Source organism: Streptomyces sp. NPDC002057, assembly GCF_040296665.1.
Classification (GTDB): Bacteria; Actinomycetota; Actinomycetes; order Streptomycetales; family Streptomycetaceae; genus Streptomyces.
On the sequence record NZ_JBEOXR010000019.1, the window covers coordinates 81,827 to 101,306 of the forward strand.

The following is a 19,480-nucleotide window of genomic DNA, read 5'->3' on the forward strand; positions in this document are numbered from 1 at the left end:
TTCTTCCGTACCTGTACGTTCACGACCGTGTCTGCTTCGAAGAAGACCGCTTGGGCGGTCACCGCTGCTGTGCTCCTGCCGCTCCTCACCGCCGTGCCCGCCCACGCGGAGCCGAAGGACGACAAGGACAAGCAGCCCAAGCCCCCCAACGCGATGTCCTCGCTCGGCGGACCGCTGCTCGGCAACCCCGGAACGCAGGTGAAGCTGGGACCCGGCGCCCCCGTACTGCCGAAGGAGCTGTCCGGCCGTTCCTGGATCGTCGCGGACGCGGAGAACGGCGAGATCCTCGCCTCGCACAACGCGCACTGGCCGCTCGCCCCCGCGTCCACCCTCAAGATGCTCTTCGCGGACACCCTGCTGCCGAAGTTCGACAAGAAGATGAACCACCTGGTCACCACGGCGGACCTGGCCGGGATAGGAGCGGGCTCCAGCCTGGTCGGCATCAAGGAGAAGCAGACCTACAGCGTCCACGACCTGTGGCTCGGCGTCTTCCTCCGCTCCGGCAACGACGCCGTGCACGTCCTCACCCAGATGAACAACGGCCTCCCCCAGACCGTGAAGGACATGAACGACCGCGCGGCCGAACTGCAGGCGCTCGACACCTACGTGGTCTCCCCGGACGGCTACGACGCCCCGGGCCAGGTCTCCTCCGCGTACGACCTGACACTCATCGCCCGCAGCGGCATGCAGAACCCCGACTTCCGCGAGTACGCCGCCACGCCCCGCGCCGCCTTCCCCGGCGAGACCAAGCCGGGCAAGAAGCGCGAGAGCTTCGAGATCCAGAACACCAACCGGCTGCTCACGGGCGACCTCGGCGTCGCCCCGTACCAGGGCATCGCGGGGGTCAAGAACGGCAACACCACGCACGCGGGTGCCACCTTCACCGGGGTCGCCGAGCGCAACGGCAAGGTCCTCCTCGTCACCGTGATGAACCCCTCCTCGAAGGAACAGCACGCGGTCTACCGCGAGACCGCCCGGCTGCTCGACTGGGGCTTCGCCGCGGCCGGCAAGGTGACCCCGGTCGGCGAACTGGTGCCGCCGAGGTCCGCCCGTACCGAGACGTCCGCCCCCGGGGACGACTCGCGGCCCGCCCCCGGCAGGAACGCCACGGACGGCACCGTCCGGGCGGCCACCGACGAGAGGTCCGGCGGCGTCGGCATCGCGCTCGGTGTGACGGGCGGCGCGCTCGTGCTCCTCGCCGGCGCCGTCTTCCTCGTCAACCGCCGTTGGCCACTGGCCTCGGCGGCGGCACGCCGTCGTCGCTCGCGGCAGGATCCCGACGTGAACCCGTAGCCGTCCACGCGGCGCAGTACAGCAGCAGCTTCGCGGTGAAGTTGATCCACAGCAGCAGGGCGACCGGCACGCCGAACGCCCCGTACATCGACTTCGCCGCGACGCCCCGCATGTAGCCGCCGAGCAGCAGTTTCAGCAGCTCGAAGCCGACCGCGCCCATGAGCGCCGCCACGACGAGCCGGCGGCGCGGCGGCTGCACGCCGGGCAGCAGCGTCAGGACGTACAGCAGGATCAGGAAGTCGGCGACGACCGCCACCAGGACGGCCGCGGTCTGGAGGAGGTAGCCGCCCGCCCCCTCGCCCGAGATGCCGAGCCGGTCGGCGGACCAGCCCACGGCGGTGGAGCCGAGCCAGGACGCGGCGAGCGAGGCGAGGGCGACGCCGCCGAGGCCGATGAGGATGAGCCCGTCCTTGCCCTTGAGCAGGACCGGGTTGCCCTCGATGTCGTCGAGCCCCCACACCGCGCGCAGACAGTCCCGCATCGAGCCGACCCAGCTGATGCCGGTGACGAGCAGCAGCGCGCCGGCGACGAGCCCGACGGTGCCGGCGTTGTCGACGAGCCCGCTGATGTTGAGCTGGTCGGAGATGCCGGGCACCTGGTCGCTGATCTTCTCCTCGATCCGGTCCAGCTGGTCCTTGCTGAGGAGCGCCGCCCCCACCGCCGCGGCGACGGTGATCAGCGGGAACAGCGCCAGGAACGAGACGAAGGTGATCGCGGCGGCGAGCCGGGTCCAGTGGGCCTCGTCGAGGGTCTCGTACGAGCGCCAGGCATGCGTCCGCATGAGCCGGACGACCCATGGGCCGATGACGGGGAGTTTGGTCAGCCAGTCCATGTCGTACGCCTACCCCTCGATCCGTGCGGTGCGCGCCGCGCGCAGTACGAGAATCCCCCGGCGGGGCCCCGGGAGCCGCGAGCGACATCCCGCGCGCCGCCAATACCGGCATAAGCCGCGGAGGCGGCTATACGGTCCCTCCATGGCTGTCGAGACCCGCGCCCCGGACGACCCGCTCGCCGGGGGCGCCGCCACCGGCCGCGCCGTCCCCACGCGCGGCGACCGCGCCCCGTACGGCGCACCGCCCCGCCGTGGCGCCTGCCGGGCGGTCCCCTCGGCCGCCGGCCCGCATCCGCCCCGGGCCCGTCTCCGCCTCAGGCCCGTCCCGATCTCCAGGAGTTCACATTGAAGGACGCCTTCGGTGCCCCCCGGTCCCTGCTCGTCCTCGGCGGCACCTCCGAGATCGGGCTCGCCACCGCCCGCCGGCTGATCGCCCGCCGCACCCGTACCGTCTGGCTGGCCGGGCGCCCCTCCCCCGCGCTCGCGGCCGCCGCCGACTCGCTGCGCGCGCTCGGCGCGGACGTGCGCACCGTCCCGTTCGACGCGCTCGACACCGAGTCCCACGAGGAACGCCTCGGCAAGATCTTCACCGAGGGCGACATCGACCTGGTCCTCCTCGCCTTCGGGGTCCTCGGCGACCAGGCGCGCGACGAGTCCGACCCGGTCGCCGCCGTCCGCGTCGCGCAGACCAACTACATCGGCGCCGTCTCGGCCGGTCTGGTGTGCGCGGGCGCGCTCCAGGCGCAGGGCCACGGCTCGCTCGTGGTGCTCTCCTCGGTGGCGGGCGAGCGGGCCCGGCGCGCCGACTTCATCTACGGCTCCTCGAAGGCGGGGCTCGACGCCTTCGCCCAGGGGCTCGGGGACGCGCTGCACGGAACCGGGGCGCACGTGATGGTCGTACGGCCCGGGTTCGTCCGCTCGAAGATGACGGCCGGGCGCGCGGAGGCACCGCTCGCGACCACGCCGGAGGCGGTCGCGAGCGCGATCGAACTCGGGCTGCGGCGCCGCTCGGAGACGGTGTGGGTGCCGGGGGCGCTGCGGATGGTGATGGCGGCGGTACGGCACGTCCCGCGGCCGCTGTTCCGGCGCCTGCCGGTGTGACACGGGGTGCGGGGCGCGGGGCTCCGGGCTCCGTCGGCCTGACGGCTCGGCCGGGCCCGCCGAGGCGGCCGTCGGCCGGTCGGGGCCGTCAGCCGGTCGGCGTGCCCGTCGGGGTGTCGACCGGGCTGCCGCCCTGCGCCGGGACGGCCGAGATCGGGCGGCCGCTGCCGAACTCGTAGTCGTACAGCTTCCGCCACACCCCGTCCGGGCCCTGCTCGTACAGGGCGAAGGAACGGCACGTCCAGGCCGCCTCGTACCCGGCGAGCTCCTCGTACGCCCGGTCCATCCCCTCCTCGGAGATGGCGTGCGCCACGGTGACGTGCGGGTGGTACGGGAACTGCAGCTCGCGGGCGAGCGGACCCGTCTCGTCGCGGATCTGGTGCTGGAGCCGGTTGCAGAGGGGCACGCCCTCCCGCAGCTTCACGAAGACCACCGGCGAGAGCGGGCGGAAGGTCCCGGTGCCCTTCAGGCGGACGGGGAAGGGCTGGTAGTCGGCGGCGACGCCCGCGAGGTGCGCCTCGATCTCCGGCAGCCGCTCCTCCGGGACCTCCGTCGGCGGGACGAGCGTGACGTGCGTGGGGATGCCGTGTGCGGCCGGGTCCCCGAAGCCGGCGCGCCGCTCCTGGAGCAGGCTGCCGTAGGGCTCCGGGACCGCGATCGAAACGCCGAGCGTTACGGTCCCCACGTCGTTCTCCTCCGTCGTCGGTCGACTTGTGTGCGGTGGTGGTGCAGCCGCCAGTGTGCGGCCTGCACCACCCTTTGGGCCAGGGTCCTTGGACTCAGTGCTTGGCGGGCAGGAAGCCGATGCGCTCGTACGTCTGCGCCAGCGTCTCGGCGGCGACGGCGCGGGCCTTCTCCGCTCCCTTGGCCAGGATCGAGTCCAGCGTCTCCGGGTCGTCCAGGTATTCCTGGGTGCGGGTCCGGAACGGCGTGACGAAGTCCACCATGACCTCGGCGAGATCCGTCTTCAGCGCGCCGTACATCTTGCCCTCGTAGCTCTTCTCCAGGTCGGCGACGGACGTGGAGGTGAGCGTGGACATGATCGTGAGCAGATTGGAGACGCCGGCCTTGTTCACCGGGTCGAAACGGATCACCGTGTCGGTGTCGGTGACCGCGCTCTTGACCTTCTTCGCGCTGGTCTTCGGGTCGTCCAGGAGGTTGATGAGCCCCTTCGGCGTCGACGCCGACTTGCTCATCTTGATCGCCGGGTCCTGGAGGTCGTAGATCTTGCCCGTCTCCTTGAGGATGTACGGCGCGGGGATCGTGAACGTCTCGCCGAAGCGGCCGTTGAAACGCTCCGCGAGGTCGCGGGTCAGCTCGATGTGCTGACGCTGGTCCTCGCCGACCGGGACCTGGTCGGCCTGGTAGAGCAGGATGTCCGCGACCTGGAGGATCGGGTACGTGAAGAGGCCGACGGTGGCGCGGTCGGCGCCCTGCTTGGCGGACTTGTCCTTGAACTGGGTCATGCGGGAGGCCTCGCCGAAGCCGGTGAGGCAGTTCATGACCCAGCCGAGCTGGGCGTGCTCGGGGACGTGGCTCTGGACGAAGAGGGTGCAGCGCTCCGGGTCGAGACCGGCGGCGAGCAGCTGGGCCGCGGCGAGCCGGGTGTTGGCGCGCAGCTCGGCGGGGTCCTGCGGGACCGTGATCGCGTGCAGGTCGACGACCATGTAGAAGGCGTCGTGGGTCTCCTGGAGGGCGACCCACTGGCGGACGGCGCCGAGGTAGTTGCCGAGGTGGAACGAGCCTGCCGTGGGCTGGATTCCGGAGAGCACGCGGGGAACGTCAGAGGCCATGCACATCATTCTCTCAGGTGTGGGAACCGATCCCGGACTGCCGGTGTATCAAGAGTGTGAGGACGCGGGAGGGGGGCCTGGTCGACGACGAGGCCGCGGTGATCGCACGTGTACGCGCCGGGGAGCCGGAGGCGTACGCGGAGCTGGTGCGCGCGCACACGGCGGTCGCGCTGAGAGCGGCGGTGGCGTGCGGCGCGGGCGCGGAGGCCGAGGACGTGGTGCAGCAGGCCTTCTTCAAGGCGTACCGCTCGCTCGGCCGCTTCCAGGAGGGCGCGGCGTTCCGGCCGTGGCTGCTGCGGATCGTCGTCAATGAGACCAGGAACACAGTGCGCTCGGCGGGTCGGCAGCGGGCCGTCGCCGATCGGGAGGCGGACCTGCTCGGGGGCGAGCCGCGGATACCCGAGTCGGCGGACCCGGCGGTCGCGGCCGAGGCGCGGGAGCGGAGCCGGCGGCTGTTCGACGCGCTCGACGGTCTCACCGAGGACCACCGGCAGGTGGTGATCCACCGCTATCTGCTGGAGCTGGACGAGACGGAGACCGCACAGGCGCTGGGCTGGCCGAAGGGGACGGTGAAGTCCCGGCTGAGCCGGGCTCTGAAGAAGCTGGGACGCGTGCTGGGAGAGGGCCTGGAGGGAGGTGGGGAGCGTGGCTGACGAGGGTCTGCCGGACGAGCTGAGGGAGCTGGGGCGGCGCCTGCGGGTGCCGGACGTGGACGGCGGGTCGATGGCCGAGCGGGTCCTGGCGCAGCTCCTCGCCGAGCAGGTGCCGACCCCGGTGCCCGAGCCGCCGCCGGCGGGGCGCCGGTGGTGGGCTTCGGTGCGGGGCCGGGCGCGCGCGCGGTGGCGGGCGCTGGTGGCGGGGCTCACCGGGGTGCTGATCGTGCTCGTGCTCACTCCGCCGGTGCGGGCGGCGGTGGCGGAGTGGTTCGGCTTCGGCGGGGTCTCCGTGCGGTACGTCCCCGACGGGCGCCCCGTTCCGGACGGTGGCGCGGTGCCGGGGTGCCCTGAGCCGGTGCCGCCGGCGGAGGCCGGGCGTCTGGCGGGCTTCGAGCCGCTGATACCGCGGGCGCTGGGCGCGCCGGACGCGGTCGCGGTGACGGGGTCGGCGGAGCGGGGACGGGCGGTGATCAGCCTGTGCTGGCGGGACGGGGAGCGGACGGTCCGGCTCGACGAGTTCCCGGCCCGCCTGGACATCGGCTTCGCCAAGCAGGTCAGGACACAGCCGCAGTGGGTCGACCTGCCGGACGGCGCGCAGGGCTACTGGTTCGCGGCCCCGCACCTGCTGACCTTCCCGATGACGGACGGGACGGGCGCGTCCTGGACCCACGAGGTGCGTACGGCGGGCCCCACGCTCCTCTGGACGAGGAACGGGGGCGCGCTCACCTTCCGGCTGGAGGGCATACCGGACCGCGAGGAGGCCCGGAGAGCCGCGGAGTCCACGGGCTGACGCCCGGGGCGGCTTGCGGGGTCGGCGTGCAAGGGCGGCGTGCGGGGGCGCGCCCACCCACCCCGGCCGGCCCCCGGGGCTGGACGGGGCGAGGCGGGGGCGGGGCTGGGCGGCGCCGTCCGGGCCGGCCGCCGGGTCGCAGGGTCAGACCGGGAGGCCCGGGGCCGGGTGGGTGGACATCAGGTCGGCCACCTCGGCGCGGATCGCCCGGAGTGCCTCCTCGTCGCCCGTGCCGGCGGCCGCGACACCGCGGTCGATCCACTCGGCGACCTGCGTCATGTGCGCCGCGGTGAGGCCGCGGGAGGTGAGGGAGGGGGTGCCGATGCGGATGCCGGAGGGGTCGAAGGGCTTCCGGGGGTCGTAGGGGACGGTGTTGTAGTTGACGACGATGCCCGCCCGGTCGAGGGCCTTCGCGGCGATCTTGCCGGGGACCTGCTTGGGGGTGAGGTCCATCAGGATCAGGTGGTTGTCGGTGCCGCCGGAGACCAGGTCGAAGCCGCGGGCGAGGAGCGCCTCGGCGAGGGCCTTGGCGTTGGCGACGACGGCGTGCGCGTAGTCACGGAAGGAGGGCAGGGACGCCTCGCGGAGGGCGACGGCGATGGCGGCGGTGGTCTGGTTGTGCGGGCCGCCCTGGAGGCCGGGGAAGACGGCCTTGTCGAGGGCCTTGGCGTGCTCCTCGCGGGACATGAGCATGGCGCCGCGCGGGCCGCGCAGGGTCTTGTGGGTGGTCGTGGAGATCACGTCCACGTGCGGGACCGGGGACGGGTGGGCGCCGCCCGCGATGAGGCCGGCGATGTGGGCGACGTCGGCGACGAGCACGGCGCCGGACTCGCGGGCGATCTCGCCGAAGGCGGCGAAGTCGATCGTGCGGGGCAGCGCGGTGCCGCCGCAGAAGATCACCTTCGGGCGCTCCTTGAGGGCGAGGTCCCGGACCTCGTCGAAGTCGACGAGGCCGGTGTCGTGGCGGACGCCGTACTGGACGCCCCGGAACCACTTGCCGGTGGCGGAGACGCCCCAGCCGTGGGTGAGGTGGCCGCCCATGGGCAGGGCCATGCCCATCACGGTGTCGCCGGGTTCGGCGAAGGCGAGGTAGACGGCGAGGTTGGCCGGGGAGCCGGAGTAGGGCTGGACGTTGGCGTGGTCGACGCCGAAGACGGCCTTGGCGCGCTCGACGGCGAGGGTCTCGACCTGGTCGATGTTCTGCTGGCCCTCGTAGTAGCGGCGGCCGGGGTAGCCCTCGCTGTACTTGTTCTGGAGGACGGTGCCGGAGGCCTCCAGGACGGCGGCGGAGACGTAGTTCTCGCTGGGGATGAGGCGCAGGGTCTCCGCCTGGAGGCTCTCCTCGGCTCCGACGAGGGCGGCGAGCTCGGGATCGGCGGCGGCGAGTGCGGGGTGCTGCGGTGCGGTCATGGTGGTGTCCTCCGGGCGTCGGCGGGTCCCGGGGCACTGCGTGAGAGGCGCGGCGCCACGCGGGACTCTGGTCCCGTGACGCCCAGGCGGGCGGCGTCTCGTGTGGTCTGCCGCGCACGGCTCCCCCGGGGTCGCTTCCCCGTTCGCCAGTCGCCGTGCGTGTTCTCAGCGTAGCGGGTGGCCTGTCGGTCGGGGCCCGACCGGGGAGAGGGGCCGACCGGGGAGAGGGGGCCGACCGGCGGGACACCGGCGAAGGGCGCGCCGTGCGCGAGGTTTCCCCGCCCGGCATCCGAGCGACGATAGAAACAGGGGCCACACCCCCTCGTCGGGGTCACCCCCCGAGCCGCAGGACGAACGGAGATCCCGTGTCGAGCACACAAGACGCGATCGCTTCGGCGGAGGCGCACAGCGCTCACAACTACCACCCCCTGCCGGTCGTCGTCGCCTCGGCGGACGGCGCCTGGATGACCGATGTCGAGGGGCGCCGCTACCTCGACATGCTCGCCGGGTACTCGGCGCTCAACTTCGGGCACGGCAACCGGCGTCTGATCGACGCGGCGAAGGCCCAGCTGGAGCGGGTGACGCTGACCTCGCGCGCCTTCCACCACGACCGGTTCGCCGAGTTCTGCGCACAGCTCGCGGAGCTGTGCGGCAAGGAGGCGGTGCTGCCGATGAACACCGGCGCGGAGGCGGTCGAGACGGCCGTGAAGACCGCCCGGAAGTGGGGGTACGAGGTGAAGGGCGTGCCGGACGGGCACGCGAAGATCGTGGTCGCGGCGAACAACTTCCACGGCAGGACGACGACGATCGTCAGCTTCTCCACGGACCACGAGGCGCGGGACCACTTCGGTCCGTACACGCCGGGGTTCGAGATCGTGCCGTACGGGGACCTGACGGCGATGGAGGCGGCGGTCACCGAGAACACGGTGGCGGTGCTGATCGAACCGATCCAGGGCGAGGCGGGGGTCCTGGTGCCGCCGGCCGGATATCTGGCGGGGGTGCGGGAGCTGACACTCCGGCGGAACGTGCTGTTCATGGCGGACGAGATCCAGTCGGGTCTGGGCCGGACGGGCCGGACGTTCGCGTGCGAGCACGAGGGTGTGGTGCCGGACGTGTACATCCTGGGGAAGGCGCTGGGCGGCGGGGTGGTCCCGGTGTCGGCGGTGGTCGCCGACCGTTCGGTGCTCGGGGTGTTCCGGCCGGGTGAGCACGGCTCGACGTTCGGCGGGAACCCGCTGGCCTGCGCGGTGGCCCTCGAAGTGGTCGCGATGCTGCGGACGGGCGAGTACCAGGAGCGGGCGGCGGAGCTGGGCGAGCACCTCCACGCGGAACTGGGGCTCCTCGTCGGCGGTGGGGCGGTGGAGGCGGTGCGCGGGCGCGGCCTGTGGGCCGGCGTGGACATCGCGCCCTCGCGCGGCACGGGCCGGGAGATCTCGGAGAAGCTGATGGAGCGGGGTGTCCTGGTGAAGGACACGCACGGTTCGACGATCCGGATCGCACCGCCGCTGGTCATCTCGAAGGAGGACCTGGACTGGGGTCTGGAGCAGCTGCGGGGGGTGCTGTCGGCGGAGTGAGGAACTCCGTTCCCGGGTGCGGCGGACGCGGGCCGGTGCGGGGCAACTCGGACCATTGACACGGCAGTTGGTCTAGGCCAATGATGCGGCCATGCCGAGACTCCGTCTGCGTCACGCCGTGCGTGCCGCGCTCGCCGCCCTCGTCCCGCTCGCGCTCCTCGGCGCGGTCACGGGACCCGCGCACGCCGCCCCGAAGGCGGCCTGGCCCGAGCCCGTCCCGGTGGTCTCGCACGTCGAGACCACCGACCCGGTCGTCTTCATCACCATCGACGACGGCTGGTTCCACGACCCCGCCGCGGCGAAACTGCTGCTCGACCGCCGGGTGCCCGCCTCGCTCTTCCTGCTGCCCGGCGCCTACTCGTACGACTCCGGCTACTTCCACACCCTGCTGAACCAGGGGCGTTCCCGCGTCGAGAACCACACCGTCAACCACCCAGACCTGACCACCCTCGACGCCGCCGGCCAGAAGGCGGAGGTGTGCGGGGCGCGCGACCGGCACCTCGCCCAGTTCGGGGACGGCCCGCGGCTGCTGCGTCCGCCGTACGGGGTGTACGACGCGACCACCCGTACCGCGGCCCGCGCCTGCGGGGCGAAGGCGCTGGTGACGTGGACGTACGACCTCACCACCTGGGGCCAGTGGTCCCCGCCGACGCCGACCCTCAAGGCCGGCGACATCATCCTGCTGCACTTCAACGAGACCCTGGAGCAGGACCTGCTGCGGGCCCTCGACGCGGCCGAGGCGGCCGGCCTGAAGCCCGCGCCGCTGCGGGAGTACGTCGCGGAGTAGCCTCCCGGGGCTTCCGCGGGTCCGTCGTGGAAGGTCCCCGGGGGCGCTACAGGATGACGTGCGGGAGGAAGCGGGCGTACTCGTCGGTGACGGGACCCGCCGACTCCCGTATCCCGAGCCCCGCGGCCTCGTCCTCGACGACCCACGCGCCGAGCACCACCCGGTTGCCGTCGAAGTCGGGCAGTGGGGACAGCTCCTGGTAGCAGCAGGGCTCCCCGTCCCGGACGAACGGCTCCGTGCCGGCCTCGTGCAGGGTGACCCCCGCGCCCTCCCGCCCGAGCAGCGGCTTGGCGACCCAGCCGGTGGTCGAGGCGAGTTCGCGCGGCCCGTCGAGGTGGGCGGCGAGCAGGTTGGGGTGACCGGGGTAGAGCTCCCACAGGATCGCGAGGAGCGCCTTGTTGGAGAGCAGCATCTTCCAGGCGGGCTCGATCCAGCAGGTGGTGCCGGTGCCGCCGCCGTTGTCGAGGGTCTCCAGGACGTGCCGGCCGAAGCGGTCGGTGGTGAGCCACTCCCACGGGTAGAGCTTGAAGCAGCTGCGGATGAAGCGGAGCCGGTCGTCGACGAAGCGGCGCGAGAGCCGGTCCCAGCCGATCCGTTCGACGGAGAGCGCCTCGGTGTCGAGTCCGGCCTGCTGGGCGGTCTCGCGCAGGTACGCGACCGTCATCAGGTCCTCGCCGAGTTCGTCGCCGTCGGAGTGCGCGAAGTGGAGGGGTCCCGGGGGCAGCAGGTGGGCCTGCCGCTTCCAGGCGTCGACGAGCCGTTCGTGGAGGGAGTTCCACTGGTCGGCGCCGGGGAACCGGTCCTCCATCCAGAACCACTGCGGGCTCGCGGCCTCCACGAGGGAGGTGGGGGTGTCGGCGTTGTACTCCAGCATCTTGGCCGGGCCCGTGCCGTCGTAGCGGAGGTCGAACCGCCCGTAGAGGGAGGGGAGTTCGGCACGGCGCCGCCAGGACTCGGCGACCAGGGAGACGAGCTTCGGATCGGTGATCCCGAGCTCGGCGAACCGGTCGTGCTCGACGATGTGCGCGGCCGCCGCCAGGCACATCGTGTGCAGCTCCTCGACGACCTCCTCCAGGGCCTCGACCTCGGGCAGGGTGAAGGAGTAGTACGCGCTCTCGTCCCAGTACGGACGGAGCGAACCGTCCGGGTGGCGGGTCAGCGGGTAGACGAGCCCCTGCTCCTCCACCGTCTCCTGCCAGCCGGGCCGGGGCTCGATCGTGTGGCGTCGCATGTGCCGGGCCCCTCTCAGCCGCCGCCGGAACCGGAGCAGCCGAAGCCCCCGGTGTCGACGGCCTTCTTGTCGAAGCTGCCGCCGCTCACCTTGCTGTCCCGCAGGGAACCGCCGTAGTAGTACGAGCCCCGGGTGGTGGAGCCGTTGTCGTCGTCGTCATCGCCACCGCCGCTCTCGCACCGGTAGCTCGGCAGCTCCTCGCGGGTCAGCGGGTCCACACACCGCCTGTCCGGCTCGGAACCGCACGCGGTGATCGTCGCCGCGAGCACACCCATCCCGCCGAGCACCACCGTGCTCGACCTCAGCCTCCGCATGTCCGTCGCCCTCCCCTTCGCGGTCGCGACCGCCGCGATCACAACTGATCGCGTCCGCTCGGTCACGTGCACGCTTGTCGCGTTCACGTCTGTCGCGACCGCACAGTGTAGGCCGGTCGTTTCGGCCGTCACCCCCTAGAGTCGTTTCGTGCTCCTCGGGATGATTTGTGCGCTCGCCTCGTCCGTCTGCTTCGGCGCGGCCTCGGTCTTCCAGGCGATGGCGGCCCGCGCCGCGACACCCGGGACCGGCGGTGGCGTCGACGTCGCGCTGATGTGGCGGGCGCTGCGGCAGTGGCGGTACATCGCCGGGCTCGCGATGGACGGGACGGGCTTCGTCCTGCAGATCGTCGCCCTGCGGACGCTGCCCATCTACGTGGTGGGCGCGGCCCTCGCCGCGAGCCTGGCGGTCACCGCCGTCATCGCCTCGCGGGTGCTGCGGGTGAGGCTGCGCCGGGTGGAGTGGACGGCCGTGGCCGTGGTCTGCGCGGGGCTCGCCCTGCTCGCCCTGACCTCCGGGAAGGAGGGCCACCGGAGCGGCCCGGAGTGGCTGCCCTGGGCGCTGCTCGCCGCCGCCTTCGGCGTCCTGCTGCTCGGCGTGGTGGGCGGCCGGCTGCCGGAGAAGCCCCGCGCCCTCGTCCTCGGCCTCGGCGCGGGCTTCGGCTTCGGGGTGGTGGAGGTGGCGGTCCGGCTGATCGACGGCATCGACTTCACCGACCCGTCCTGGTACGCGCTGCTGGTCGGCGGCGGGGCCGCGTTCCTCCTCCTGACCTCGGCGCTCCAGCGGGGCTCGGTGACCACGGCGACGGCGGGCTCGGTGCTCGGCGAGACGATCGGGCCGGCGATCGTCGGGGTGGTCTGGCTCGGGGACCGTACGAGGGAGGGGTACGGATGGCTCGCCGTCCTCGGCTTCGCGGTGGCGGTGGCGGGCTCGCTGACCCTGGCCCGCTTCGGCGAACCCCCGGAGCCGGACGACGCCGGTGCCGCGGCGAGCCCGGCCCGACCGTCGGAACCCGGTCCGGCCCGAGAGCCCTAGGGCAGCACCCGGCACAAGGTCCGGAGGGCGCCCTGCCAGGCGCTGTCCGGTGGCGTCGCGTAGCCGACGACCAGCCCGTCCAGGGTCGCAGGGACCGTGGGGCGGCGGAACTGGTTGACGCCCTGGACGGCCAGGCCGTTCCAGGCGGCGGCCCGCAGGACGGCCTGTTCCGTGCCGGGCGGGAGGGCCAGGACGGCGTGGAGGCCGGCCGCGATGCCGCTGACCCGGGTCTCCGGCGAGTGCGCGGCCACCGCCGCCACCAGCTGGTCGCGGCGCCGCCGGTAGCGCAGCCGCATCGCCCGTACGTGCCGGTCGTACGCCCCCGAGCCCAGGAACTCCGCGAACGCCAGCTGGTCCGGCGTGCCCGTCGCCCACTCCGCGGCGCCCTTCGCCGCCACGACCTCGCCGACCAGGCTCTCCGGCAGCACCATCCAGCCGATCCGCAGCCCCGGGGCCAGGGACTTGCTCGCGGTGCCGAGGTAGACGACCCGCTCGGGGTCGAGTCCCTGGAGCGCCCCGACCGGCTGCCGGTCGTACCGGAACTCCCCGTCGTAGTCGTCCTCCAGGACGAAGCCGCCCGAGGCGCGCGCCCAGTCGACGGCCGCCGCCCGCCGGTCCGGGGGCAGCGCGCCGCCCAGCGGGAACTGGTGCGCGGGTGTCATCAGGACCGCCCCGGCCGTGGCGAGCGACCCGCCCTCCGCGGGCTCCGACAACGCCTCGACCCTCGTGCCCCGTTCGTCGAAGGGCAGGGCCGGGGTGCCGAGGCCCGCCCCGGTGAGCAGGCCCGCGTGGAGGCCGAGGCCGTACGACTCGACCGCCACGTCCCGGACGCCCCGGTTCCGCAGGACCTCTCCGATCAGCATCAGGCCGTGCACGAACCCCGCGCAGATCACGATCCGCTCGGGCCGGGCGTACACGCCCCGCGCGCGGGCGAGGTACTCGGCGAGGACCGCGCGGAGTTCGGGCCGGCCGCGCGCGTCGCCGTATCCGAAGGCCTCGTTCGGCGCGGTCATGAGCGCCCGCCGGTACGCCTTGAGCCACTCCGCGCGCGGGAAGGACGCCAGGTCGGGGGTGCCCGCCTTCAGGTCGTGCGCCGGTCTGGCGGGCCGGGGCAGGGCGGGCACGGGGCTCGCGGCGAGGGCCGGCCACGCCGCGGGGCGGGGGTCGGCGCGACGGGCGACCCGGGTGCCCGAACCCTGCCGGGCGGTGAGCCACCCCTCGGCGACGAGTTCCGCGTAGGCGTCGGCGACGGTGTTGCGGGCCATGCCCAGGTCGGCGGCGAGCGAACGGGAGGACGGCAGCCGGGTGCCGGCCTCCAGACGCCCGCTGCGCACCGCCTCCCGCAGGGCGTCCATGAGGCCGGCCCGCAGACGCGGACCACGCAGTTCCAGATGGAGGTCGGCCCCGAAAGTGGCCCACTCGTTCGCCATGCCAATGGACCATACTCCTGCGCCACCTGGCTCGTACGGTGAAGGCATGACCACGCACACGCACACCCCCGCGACCACCGCCTACGCCGACGAGCACGCCCCGCGACTCCCCCTCGCCGAACGCGTCCCCGACTTCTACCGGGCGATGCTCCGCCTGGAGACGGCGGCGGCGAAGGACATCGACCCGACCCTCTACCACCTGATCAAGATCCGGGCCTCCCAGGTCAACCACTGCGCGTTCTGCATCGACATGCACACCAAGGACGCGCTCGCGGAGGGCGAGACCGTCGAGCGGATCGTGCAGCTCTCCGCCTGGCAGGAGTCCCGGCACTTCTACACCGAGCGGGAGCTGGCCGCCCTCGAACTCACCGAGTCCGTCACCGTCCTCACCGACGGCTTCGTGCCCGACGAGGTGTACGCCCGCGCCGCCGCGCACTTCGACGAGACCGAGCTCGCCCGGGTCATCTCCGCGATCGTCGTCATCAACGCCTGGAACCGGATCGCCGTCACCACCCGGATGACGCCCGGCCACTACACCCCGCGCTCCGCGTGAGCGAGGGCGGGGACGGGAGCGGGGAGGTCGGCAGGGCCGGAGCCGGGACGGGAGCCGCGGGCCGGGCCGGTCAGTACGCGCCCGGCCGGAAGAACTCCAGGGCCACCCGGAGCACCTCGCGCTGCTTCGGCCAGTCCGTCACCGGACCGGCGGCCAGGATCGCGTAGTGGTTGCCGTCCGGGGCCGTGAACGCCCGGTCGACGACCTTGCGGCGGCCTTCCTCGCGCGAGTAGTGGTAGACCAGTTCGGCGGCGTCGGCCGGGGCGCCCGGGTCCCCGGCGACCCTTTCGAGGCTGAGCTCCTCGTAGCCGGGCTTGTTGGCCCGCCCGTCCTCGGAGACCGCGCGCAGGGCCTCGTACGGCGTCATGCCGGCCTCGGTGACGACGAAGACCTGGAGGAGGCTCCGGCCGTCCGGCGCGTTGAAGAAGACGCCGCCCTCGTCGGACTCGGTGCGGTTCCACCCCTCGGGTGCGGCGATCGTGAAGCCCCTGAGGTCCTTCTGGACCCGGTAGCCGGCCGGGGGCGCGCCGGCCGTGGGGGTGGCCGACGAACCGGAGGGCGTCGGCGAGCCGGAGGTCGGGGCGGTGGTGCCGGTGGGCCCGCCGCTGTCCGTCGGATCGCCCGAGCCGTTCGTGTCGGTGGTCTCGGGCGCGCCCGACACGGAGACCGCTGGACCGCCGCCCGCCACCGGGGTCCCGCCGTCCCCGCCCCAGAGCAGCCAGCCGCCCACGGAGCCGGCGGCGAGGACGGCCGCGGCGACCCCCGCCGCGACGGCCGCCCGCGCGCGCGGCCGGCCATCCGTCGCGGGGGCGCTGCCGGGCACCGGGTACTGCCGGCCGACGGTCTCCGGCACGTACGCGGGCGCGTGCCCCGGCACGGCGTACTCGGGGGCGTACCCGGGTGCCGGCTCCGGCGTGTACCGCGGCGGAGGCGGCGGAGGTACGACGGGGCCGCCCCCGACTCCCCCGGCGGGGCCGGGCGCTGCCCCGCCGGACTCCCAGCTCTGTGTCTCGTCGTTCCAGCGTGCCCCGCCGCCGCCCCCGTGACCGCTCATCTCACCCTCCGAGCAGGGTGCCGACGGCCTGGCCGACGGCCACGCCCGAGGCGAGGATGCCGGTCACCGCGCCCGCGTCCGTGAGGGCCTGGCGCAGCCGGGCCAGCCGGCCGGCGCCCGCCCGGCCCGTGCCCTCGATCTCGTCCTCGGCGTCGGAGAGTTCGGCGTCCAGGGCGGTCGTCCGCTCGGAGGGCACGACGCCGCCGAGGTCGGCGCGGAGCCGGCGGATGGCCTGGAGCAGCGCCTCCTGCTGCGGGTCGCGGCTCGGCCCGGTGCCGTTCACCGTGCTGGTGACGGTGTTGTGGTCGCCGATGGTGACGTTGCCGGAGGTGTTGGTGACGTTGATGCCGCTCCGGGCGGTCAGGTCGTCGGCGGCGCCGTTCGCGGTGGTGTTGCCGGTCTCAGCCACGGTTGCCTCCGGTGGTCGCGGTGGTGAAGTTCTTGCTGGTGACGGTGTTGTTGTTGCCGAGGGTGACGTTGCCCCGGGTGTTCTCGATGAACGTGCCGCCCTCGGCGACATGAACGATCTTCTGCTCGAACTCGGCGGTCTCGTAACCCGCTTCGCGGAGCGCGGCCGTCACGCCGTTGGCGACCCGGTCCTGCACGCTCTTCAGGTAGCGGCTGATGTCCATCTCCTGGAAGAGCGAGGCCTCGTCGTCGGAGCCGAGCTCACGGACCGAGACCGCGGGCCCCTCGGGCAGCGCGTGGGCGTGGCCCGCGGTGAGCAGCCGCCAGCCGTGGCCGAGCGAGCGCCCGAGCGTGACGAGGGCCTGTCCGGCGGAGCGCGGGGTCTGGCCGAGCGCCCAGACGGCCTTGCCGAAGTGGTGGTTGTGGCGGTAGCGGTGGGCGATCCGGTCGGCGTACCGGTAGAGCGGCTTCACCGGACGCAGGACGTGCGGTGCGACCTCCAGCATCAGCATGCCGCCCTGCGTGTGGACGCGGACGAAGACGGTGGTGACGATCTCCTCGCCCCAGCCGCCGACCCTGATGCGCAGGAAGTGGCGCCGGGTCTCGCCGCCCTCCTCGATGGAGCCCGACCGGTGCGCCTCGAAGCCCTCGGGGCTGTAGGGGGCGGCGGTGCGGGCCGGCAGCCCGTCGACCGGCAGGAACACGACCTCGTCGATCTCCAGTTCGCGCAGCCGGTCCCGTACGGCGGCCTGGAGCTGCGGCGAACCGTGCGGGGAGGGCACGCGGAGCGCCTCCACGAGCGGGACGACGTGCCGCATGACGGCGCTGTTGTCGAGCGGTTCGGGCGCCTTGCCGTCGAGGTTCTTGCGGGGGCGCAGTTCGACGGAGAGCGACCAGGGCTCGTACGGCTCGCCGGCACCGCAGAACGGGTCGTCGGCCCCGTACATGACCAGCCGGGCGTGCTGTTCGACCCGGATCCGGTCGCGCAGGCGGCGGGAGCGGGCGCCCTCGGCCAGCTCGGCCGGGTCGGAGCGCTGGTCGGCGAAGCGCTCGCGGGACAGCTCCTGGGTGAGCGCGCGGGCGAACTGGCCGCGCTGGGTGGCCACCGCCCAGGCCACCAGGAGCGGCACGGCGATGGTGATCCACACCTCCAGCTTGCCGATGCCCCACATCTCCTGGGCCGCGAGGCTCACCGCGAGGTCGAGGAACTCGCCCGTGTCGGAGACGTCGCCGAGGAACTCCCCGCCGGACTCGTCGTCACCGACGGCGAGGAAGAAGAGCAGCAGGGCGGACTGGAGCAGCATGAGCCGCCCGTACCAGCGCACCACGAAGGCGGCGACGACGCGGTAGACCGGGGCGGCGGCCGAACGGCCGCGGATCCAGCGGGCGAGGCCGAGGACGAGGAAGGGCACGATCAGCAGGGCGACCAGGCCCTTGGTGAGCGGGATCGCGATGATCCAGAGCGCGAGGATGCCGGCGGCCCAGCCGAGCTCGACGCGGCGGGCGCGGAGCGCGTGGGCGAGGACGCGGCTCGCGTCGTGGCCGAGGGAGGGGGCGGCGAAGCGCTCCTCGTGGACGTACAGCTCGTCGATGACCGCGTCACGGAAGCCGTCGTCGAGGTACGTGCCGGCGCAGAGCAGCCGGGTCGCCTCGCTGGAGGCGGGTGACCGGCGCGGGTCGACGGCCGGTGGCACGTGCGCCGGGACGTCCGGTGGCGCGCTCGGTGGTGTGCTCGGCGGCGTGTGGGGTGGCCCGTCGGGCTGCTGTGGAATGGACGACTGCGACAAGACTCCCCCGATGGTGTGCAACTTCCCGCGTTCACGGCTCACTTGACCGCGAACCGGTGGGTCAGCATAGGGGAGGTGGGGGTTCCGTGTCGGCAGAAAAAACGGCGCCCCCGGGCCGTACGGTCGGTCGTACGGTCCGGGGGCGCCGGGAATGTGGAGACGGGGGCCCTGAGGGCTCCCGACTCGGTGTGGCGGGGCTCCGGAGAGCCCTGCCGGGACTCGGACGAGCCCTGTGCCGGGGCTCCGGAGAGCCCTGGCGGGGTGGAGCCGGGACTCGGGAGAGCCCGGACCCGGTGGAGCCGGGACTCAGATGAGGCCGAGCTCGCGGACCGCGTCGCGCTCCTCGGCGAGCTCCGCCACGGAGGCGTCGATGCGGCCGCGCGAGAACTCGTTGATCTCCAGGCCCTGGACGATCTCGTACGCGCCGTCCTTGGTGGTGACGGGGAAGGAGGAGATGAGGCCCTCGGGGACGCCGTAGGAGCCGTCCGACGGGATGCCCATGGAGGTCCAGTCGCCCGCGGCGGTGCCGTTGACCCAGGTGTGGACGTGGTCGATGGCGGCGTTCGCGGCCGAGGCGGCGGAGGACGCGCCACGGGCCTCGATGATCGCGGCGCCGCGCTTGGCGACGGTCGGGATGAAGGTGTCGGCCAGCCACACCTGGTCGTCGACGAGCTCGGCGGCGTTCTTGCCGGCGATCTCCGCGTGGAAGATGTCCGGGTACTGGGTCGCCGAGTGGTTGCCCCAGATGGTGAGGCGCTTGATGTCCTCGACCGAGGAGCCGGTCTTGGCGGCGAGCTGCGACAGCGCGCGGTTGTGGTCCAGGCGGGTCATCGCGGTGAAGCGCTCGGCCGGCACGTCCGGGGCGGCGGCCTGGGCGATCAGGGCGTTGGTGTTGGCCGGGTTGCCGACGACGAGGACCTTGATGTCGTCCGCGGCGTGGTCGTTGATGGCCTTGCCCTGCGGCTTGAAGATGCCGCCGTTGGCGGCGAGCAGGTCACCGCGCTCCATGCCCTTGGTACGCGGGCGGGCGCCGACGAGCAGCGCGACGTTCGCACCCTCGAAGCCCTGGCTCGGGTCGTCGAAGATGTCGATGCCCTTGAGCAGCGGGAAGGCGCAGTCGTCGAGCTCCATGGCGGTGCCCTCGGCGGCCTTCACGCCCTGCGGGATCTCGAGGAGGCGCAGCTTGACCGGCACGTCCGCGCCGAGCAGGTGGCCGGAGGCGATGCGGAAGAGCAGCGCGTAGCCGATCTGGCCGGCCGCGCCGGTCACGGTGACATTCACGGGAGTGCGGGTCATGGCGATCTCCGTAAGACAGCTGGCGGTGGGGGTCCCTGCCCCTGGTGCGGGATAGCTCTCTTGATCGATCGGTGTCTCGACATGAAGAGATATCCAGCGGTCAGGCTATCCGACCCGGGCCCCGGTGAATCCCCAACC

The 19,480-nt window shown here is 73.2% G+C and carries 20 protein-coding genes and 1 riboswitch; of the genes, 9 read left to right on the forward strand and 11 right to left on the reverse strand.

The window, feature by feature from the left end:
* Nucleotides 1-27: 27 nt before the first annotated feature.
* Nucleotides 28-1,293, forward strand: a complete 1,266-nt coding sequence (locus ABT129_RS17415) for a D-alanyl-D-alanine carboxypeptidase family protein (RefSeq protein ID WP_351901734.1) — start codon at nucleotides 28-30, stop codon at nucleotides 1,291-1,293.
* Here the strand turns inward: ABT129_RS17415 and ABT129_RS17420 are convergent.
* Nucleotides 1,217-2,125 (reverse strand): YihY/virulence factor BrkB family protein, encoded by a 909-nt coding sequence (locus ABT129_RS17420; RefSeq protein ID WP_351901735.1) that lies wholly within the window; start codon nucleotides 2,123-2,125, stop codon nucleotides 1,217-1,219. The genes ABT129_RS17415 and ABT129_RS17420 overlap by 77 nt on opposite strands.
* A 142-nt stretch (nucleotides 2,126-2,267) precedes the next feature.
* Here ABT129_RS17420 and ABT129_RS17425 point away from each other — a divergent pair, with 142 nt between their 5' ends.
* Together ABT129_RS17425 and dprE2 are read left to right on the forward strand one after the other, a co-directional pair.
* The gene (locus tag ABT129_RS17425; RefSeq protein ID WP_351901737.1) at nucleotides 2,268-2,474 is read left to right on the forward strand and encodes a hypothetical protein; all 207 of its coding nucleotides are present in this window, start codon (nucleotides 2,268-2,270) and stop codon (nucleotides 2,472-2,474) included.
* Nucleotides 2,471-3,226, forward strand: a complete 756-nt coding sequence (gene dprE2 / locus ABT129_RS17430; RefSeq protein ID WP_351901739.1) for a decaprenylphospho-beta-D-erythro-pentofuranosid-2-ulose 2-reductase — start codon at nucleotides 2,471-2,473, stop codon at nucleotides 3,224-3,226. The genes ABT129_RS17425 and dprE2 overlap by 4 nt, the downstream gene beginning before the upstream one ends.
* An 88-nt stretch (nucleotides 3,227-3,314) precedes the next feature.
* Here the strand turns inward: dprE2 and ABT129_RS17435 are convergent, their stop codons facing one another.
* Together ABT129_RS17435 and trpS are read right to left on the reverse strand one after the other, a co-directional pair.
* Nucleotides 3,315-3,911: a 2'-5' RNA ligase family protein gene (locus ABT129_RS17435; protein ID WP_351901741.1), complete on the reverse strand. Its 597-nt coding sequence runs from the start codon at nucleotides 3,909-3,911 to the stop codon at nucleotides 3,315-3,317.
* Between the two features lie 94 nt (nucleotides 3,912-4,005).
* Nucleotides 4,006-5,019: a tryptophan--tRNA ligase gene (gene trpS / locus ABT129_RS17440; RefSeq protein ID WP_351901743.1), complete on the reverse strand. Its 1,014-nt coding sequence runs from the start codon at nucleotides 5,017-5,019 to the stop codon at nucleotides 4,006-4,008.
* A gap of 56 nt (nucleotides 5,020-5,075) precedes the next feature.
* On the opposite strand from trpS, the gene ABT129_RS17445 reads away from it, so the two are divergent.
* Entirely contained in the window at nucleotides 5,076-5,672 is a 597-nt protein-coding gene (locus tag ABT129_RS17445; protein WP_351901745.1) for an RNA polymerase sigma factor, read from the forward strand.
* Entirely contained in the window at nucleotides 5,665-6,465 is an 801-nt protein-coding gene (locus ABT129_RS17450) for a hypothetical protein (protein WP_351901747.1), read from the forward strand. The genes ABT129_RS17445 and ABT129_RS17450 overlap by 8 nt, the downstream gene beginning before the upstream one ends.
* A 144-nt stretch (nucleotides 6,466-6,609) precedes the next feature.
* Here ABT129_RS17450 and glyA read toward each other — a convergent pair whose 3' ends face one another.
* Nucleotides 6,610-7,875 (reverse strand): serine hydroxymethyltransferase, encoded by a 1,266-nt coding sequence (gene glyA / locus ABT129_RS17455; RefSeq protein ID WP_351901749.1) that lies wholly within the window; start codon nucleotides 7,873-7,875, stop codon nucleotides 6,610-6,612.
* Nucleotides 7,876-7,948: 73 nt separating this feature from the next.
* Nucleotides 7,949-8,039, reverse strand: a riboswitch (ZMP/ZTP riboswitch).
* Between the two features lie 201 nt (nucleotides 8,040-8,240).
* Between glyA and rocD the strand changes: the two genes are divergently transcribed.
* Nucleotides 8,241-9,449: an ornithine--oxo-acid transaminase gene (gene rocD / locus ABT129_RS17460; protein ID WP_351901751.1), complete on the forward strand. Its 1,209-nt coding sequence runs from the start codon at nucleotides 8,241-8,243 to the stop codon at nucleotides 9,447-9,449.
* Nucleotides 9,450-9,540: 91 nt separating this feature from the next.
* The gene (locus ABT129_RS17465; RefSeq protein ID WP_351901753.1) at nucleotides 9,541-10,236 is read left to right on the forward strand and encodes a polysaccharide deacetylase family protein; all 696 of its coding nucleotides are present in this window, start codon (nucleotides 9,541-9,543) and stop codon (nucleotides 10,234-10,236) included.
* 46 nt (nucleotides 10,237-10,282) lie between these two features.
* Here ABT129_RS17465 and ABT129_RS17470 read toward each other — a convergent pair whose 3' ends face one another.
* Nucleotides 10,283-11,467, reverse strand: a complete 1,185-nt coding sequence (locus tag ABT129_RS17470; RefSeq protein WP_351901755.1) for a glutathionylspermidine synthase family protein — start codon at nucleotides 11,465-11,467, stop codon at nucleotides 10,283-10,285.
* Between the two features lie 14 nt (nucleotides 11,468-11,481).
* Nucleotides 11,482-11,781, reverse strand: a complete 300-nt coding sequence (locus ABT129_RS17475; protein ID WP_351901757.1) for a hypothetical protein — start codon at nucleotides 11,779-11,781, stop codon at nucleotides 11,482-11,484.
* 160 nt (nucleotides 11,782-11,941) lie between these two features.
* Here ABT129_RS17475 and ABT129_RS17480 point away from each other — a divergent pair, with 160 nt between their 5' ends.
* Nucleotides 11,942-12,814 carry a DMT family transporter gene (locus ABT129_RS17480; RefSeq protein WP_351901759.1) on the forward strand — a complete coding sequence of 291 codons (873 nt, stop codon included), beginning with the start codon at nucleotides 11,942-11,944 and terminating at the stop codon, nucleotides 12,812-12,814.
* Here the strand turns inward: ABT129_RS17480 and pdxR are convergent.
* On the reverse strand, nucleotides 12,811-14,244 hold the full coding sequence (gene pdxR / locus ABT129_RS17485) for a MocR-like pyridoxine biosynthesis transcription factor PdxR (RefSeq protein WP_351901761.1): 1,434 nt from the start codon (nucleotides 14,242-14,244) through the stop codon (nucleotides 12,811-12,813). The genes ABT129_RS17480 and pdxR overlap by 4 nt on opposite strands.
* Nucleotides 14,245-14,290: 46 nt before the next feature.
* Here pdxR and ABT129_RS17490 point away from each other — a divergent pair, with 46 nt between their 5' ends.
* Complete coding sequence (locus tag ABT129_RS17490) at nucleotides 14,291-14,797, forward strand: carboxymuconolactone decarboxylase family protein (RefSeq protein WP_351901763.1); 507 nt, start codon at nucleotides 14,291-14,293, stop codon at nucleotides 14,795-14,797.
* A 70-nt stretch (nucleotides 14,798-14,867) separates the two neighbouring features.
* Here the strand turns inward: ABT129_RS17490 and ABT129_RS17495 are convergent, their stop codons facing one another.
* The 4 genes from ABT129_RS17495 to ABT129_RS17510 form a co-directional block, all read right to left on the reverse strand.
* Complete coding sequence (locus ABT129_RS17495) at nucleotides 14,868-15,851, reverse strand: serine/threonine kinase C-terminal domain-containing protein (RefSeq protein ID WP_351901765.1); 984 nt, start codon at nucleotides 15,849-15,851, stop codon at nucleotides 14,868-14,870.
* Between the two features lies 1 nt (nucleotide 15,852).
* Nucleotides 15,853-16,260, reverse strand: coding sequence for a hypothetical protein (locus tag ABT129_RS17500; protein ID WP_351901767.1), 408 nt, complete (start codon nucleotides 16,258-16,260; stop codon nucleotides 15,853-15,855).
* Complete coding sequence (locus ABT129_RS17505) at nucleotides 16,253-18,046, reverse strand: AbeC-like domain-containing protein (RefSeq protein ID WP_351901769.1); 1,794 nt, start codon at nucleotides 18,044-18,046, stop codon at nucleotides 16,253-16,255. Before ABT129_RS17505 ends, ABT129_RS17500 begins: the two co-directional genes overlap by 8 nt.
* Before the next feature lie 306 nt (nucleotides 18,047-18,352).
* On the reverse strand, nucleotides 18,353-19,342 hold the full coding sequence (locus tag ABT129_RS17510; RefSeq protein ID WP_351901771.1) for a malate dehydrogenase: 990 nt from the start codon (nucleotides 19,340-19,342) through the stop codon (nucleotides 18,353-18,355).
* Nucleotides 19,343-19,480: the final 138 nt, after the last annotated feature.

Excerpts from the sequence above, each read along its gene's own strand:
- trpS (WP_351901743.1), bottom strand. The coding sequence starts at position 5,019 with ATGGCCTCTGACGTTCCCCGCGTGCTCTCCGGAATCCAGCCCACGGCA.
- ABT129_RS17490 (WP_351901763.1), top strand. The coding sequence starts at position 14,291 with ATGACCACGCACACGCACACCCCCGCGACCACCGCCTACGCCGACGAG.
- ABT129_RS17510 (WP_351901771.1), bottom strand. The coding sequence starts at position 19,342 with ATGACCCGCACTCCCGTGAATGTCACCGTGACCGGCGCGGCCGGCCAG.
- glyA (WP_351901749.1), bottom strand. The coding sequence starts at position 7,875 with ATGACCGCACCGCAGCACCCCGCACTCGCCGCCGCCGATCCCGAGCTC.
- ABT129_RS17470 (WP_351901755.1), bottom strand. The coding sequence starts at position 11,467 with ATGCGACGCCACACGATCGAGCCCCGGCCCGGCTGGCAGGAGACGGTG.
- ABT129_RS17495 (WP_351901765.1), bottom strand. The coding sequence starts at position 15,851 with ATGAGCGGTCACGGGGGCGGCGGCGGGGCACGCTGGAACGACGAGACA.
- ABT129_RS17475 (WP_351901757.1), bottom strand. The coding sequence starts at position 11,781 with ATGCGGAGGCTGAGGTCGAGCACGGTGGTGCTCGGCGGGATGGGTGTG.
- ABT129_RS17465 (WP_351901753.1), top strand. The coding sequence starts at position 9,541 with ATGCCGAGACTCCGTCTGCGTCACGCCGTGCGTGCCGCGCTCGCCGCC.
- ABT129_RS17480 (WP_351901759.1), top strand. The coding sequence starts at position 11,942 with ATGATTTGTGCGCTCGCCTCGTCCGTCTGCTTCGGCGCGGCCTCGGTC.
- pdxR (WP_351901761.1), bottom strand. The coding sequence starts at position 14,244 with ATGGCGAACGAGTGGGCCACTTTCGGGGCCGACCTCCATCTGGAACTG.
- ABT129_RS17420 (WP_351901735.1), bottom strand. The coding sequence starts at position 2,125 with ATGGACTGGCTGACCAAACTCCCCGTCATCGGCCCATGGGTCGTCCGG.
- ABT129_RS17425 (WP_351901737.1), top strand. The coding sequence starts at position 2,268 with ATGGCTGTCGAGACCCGCGCCCCGGACGACCCGCTCGCCGGGGGCGCC.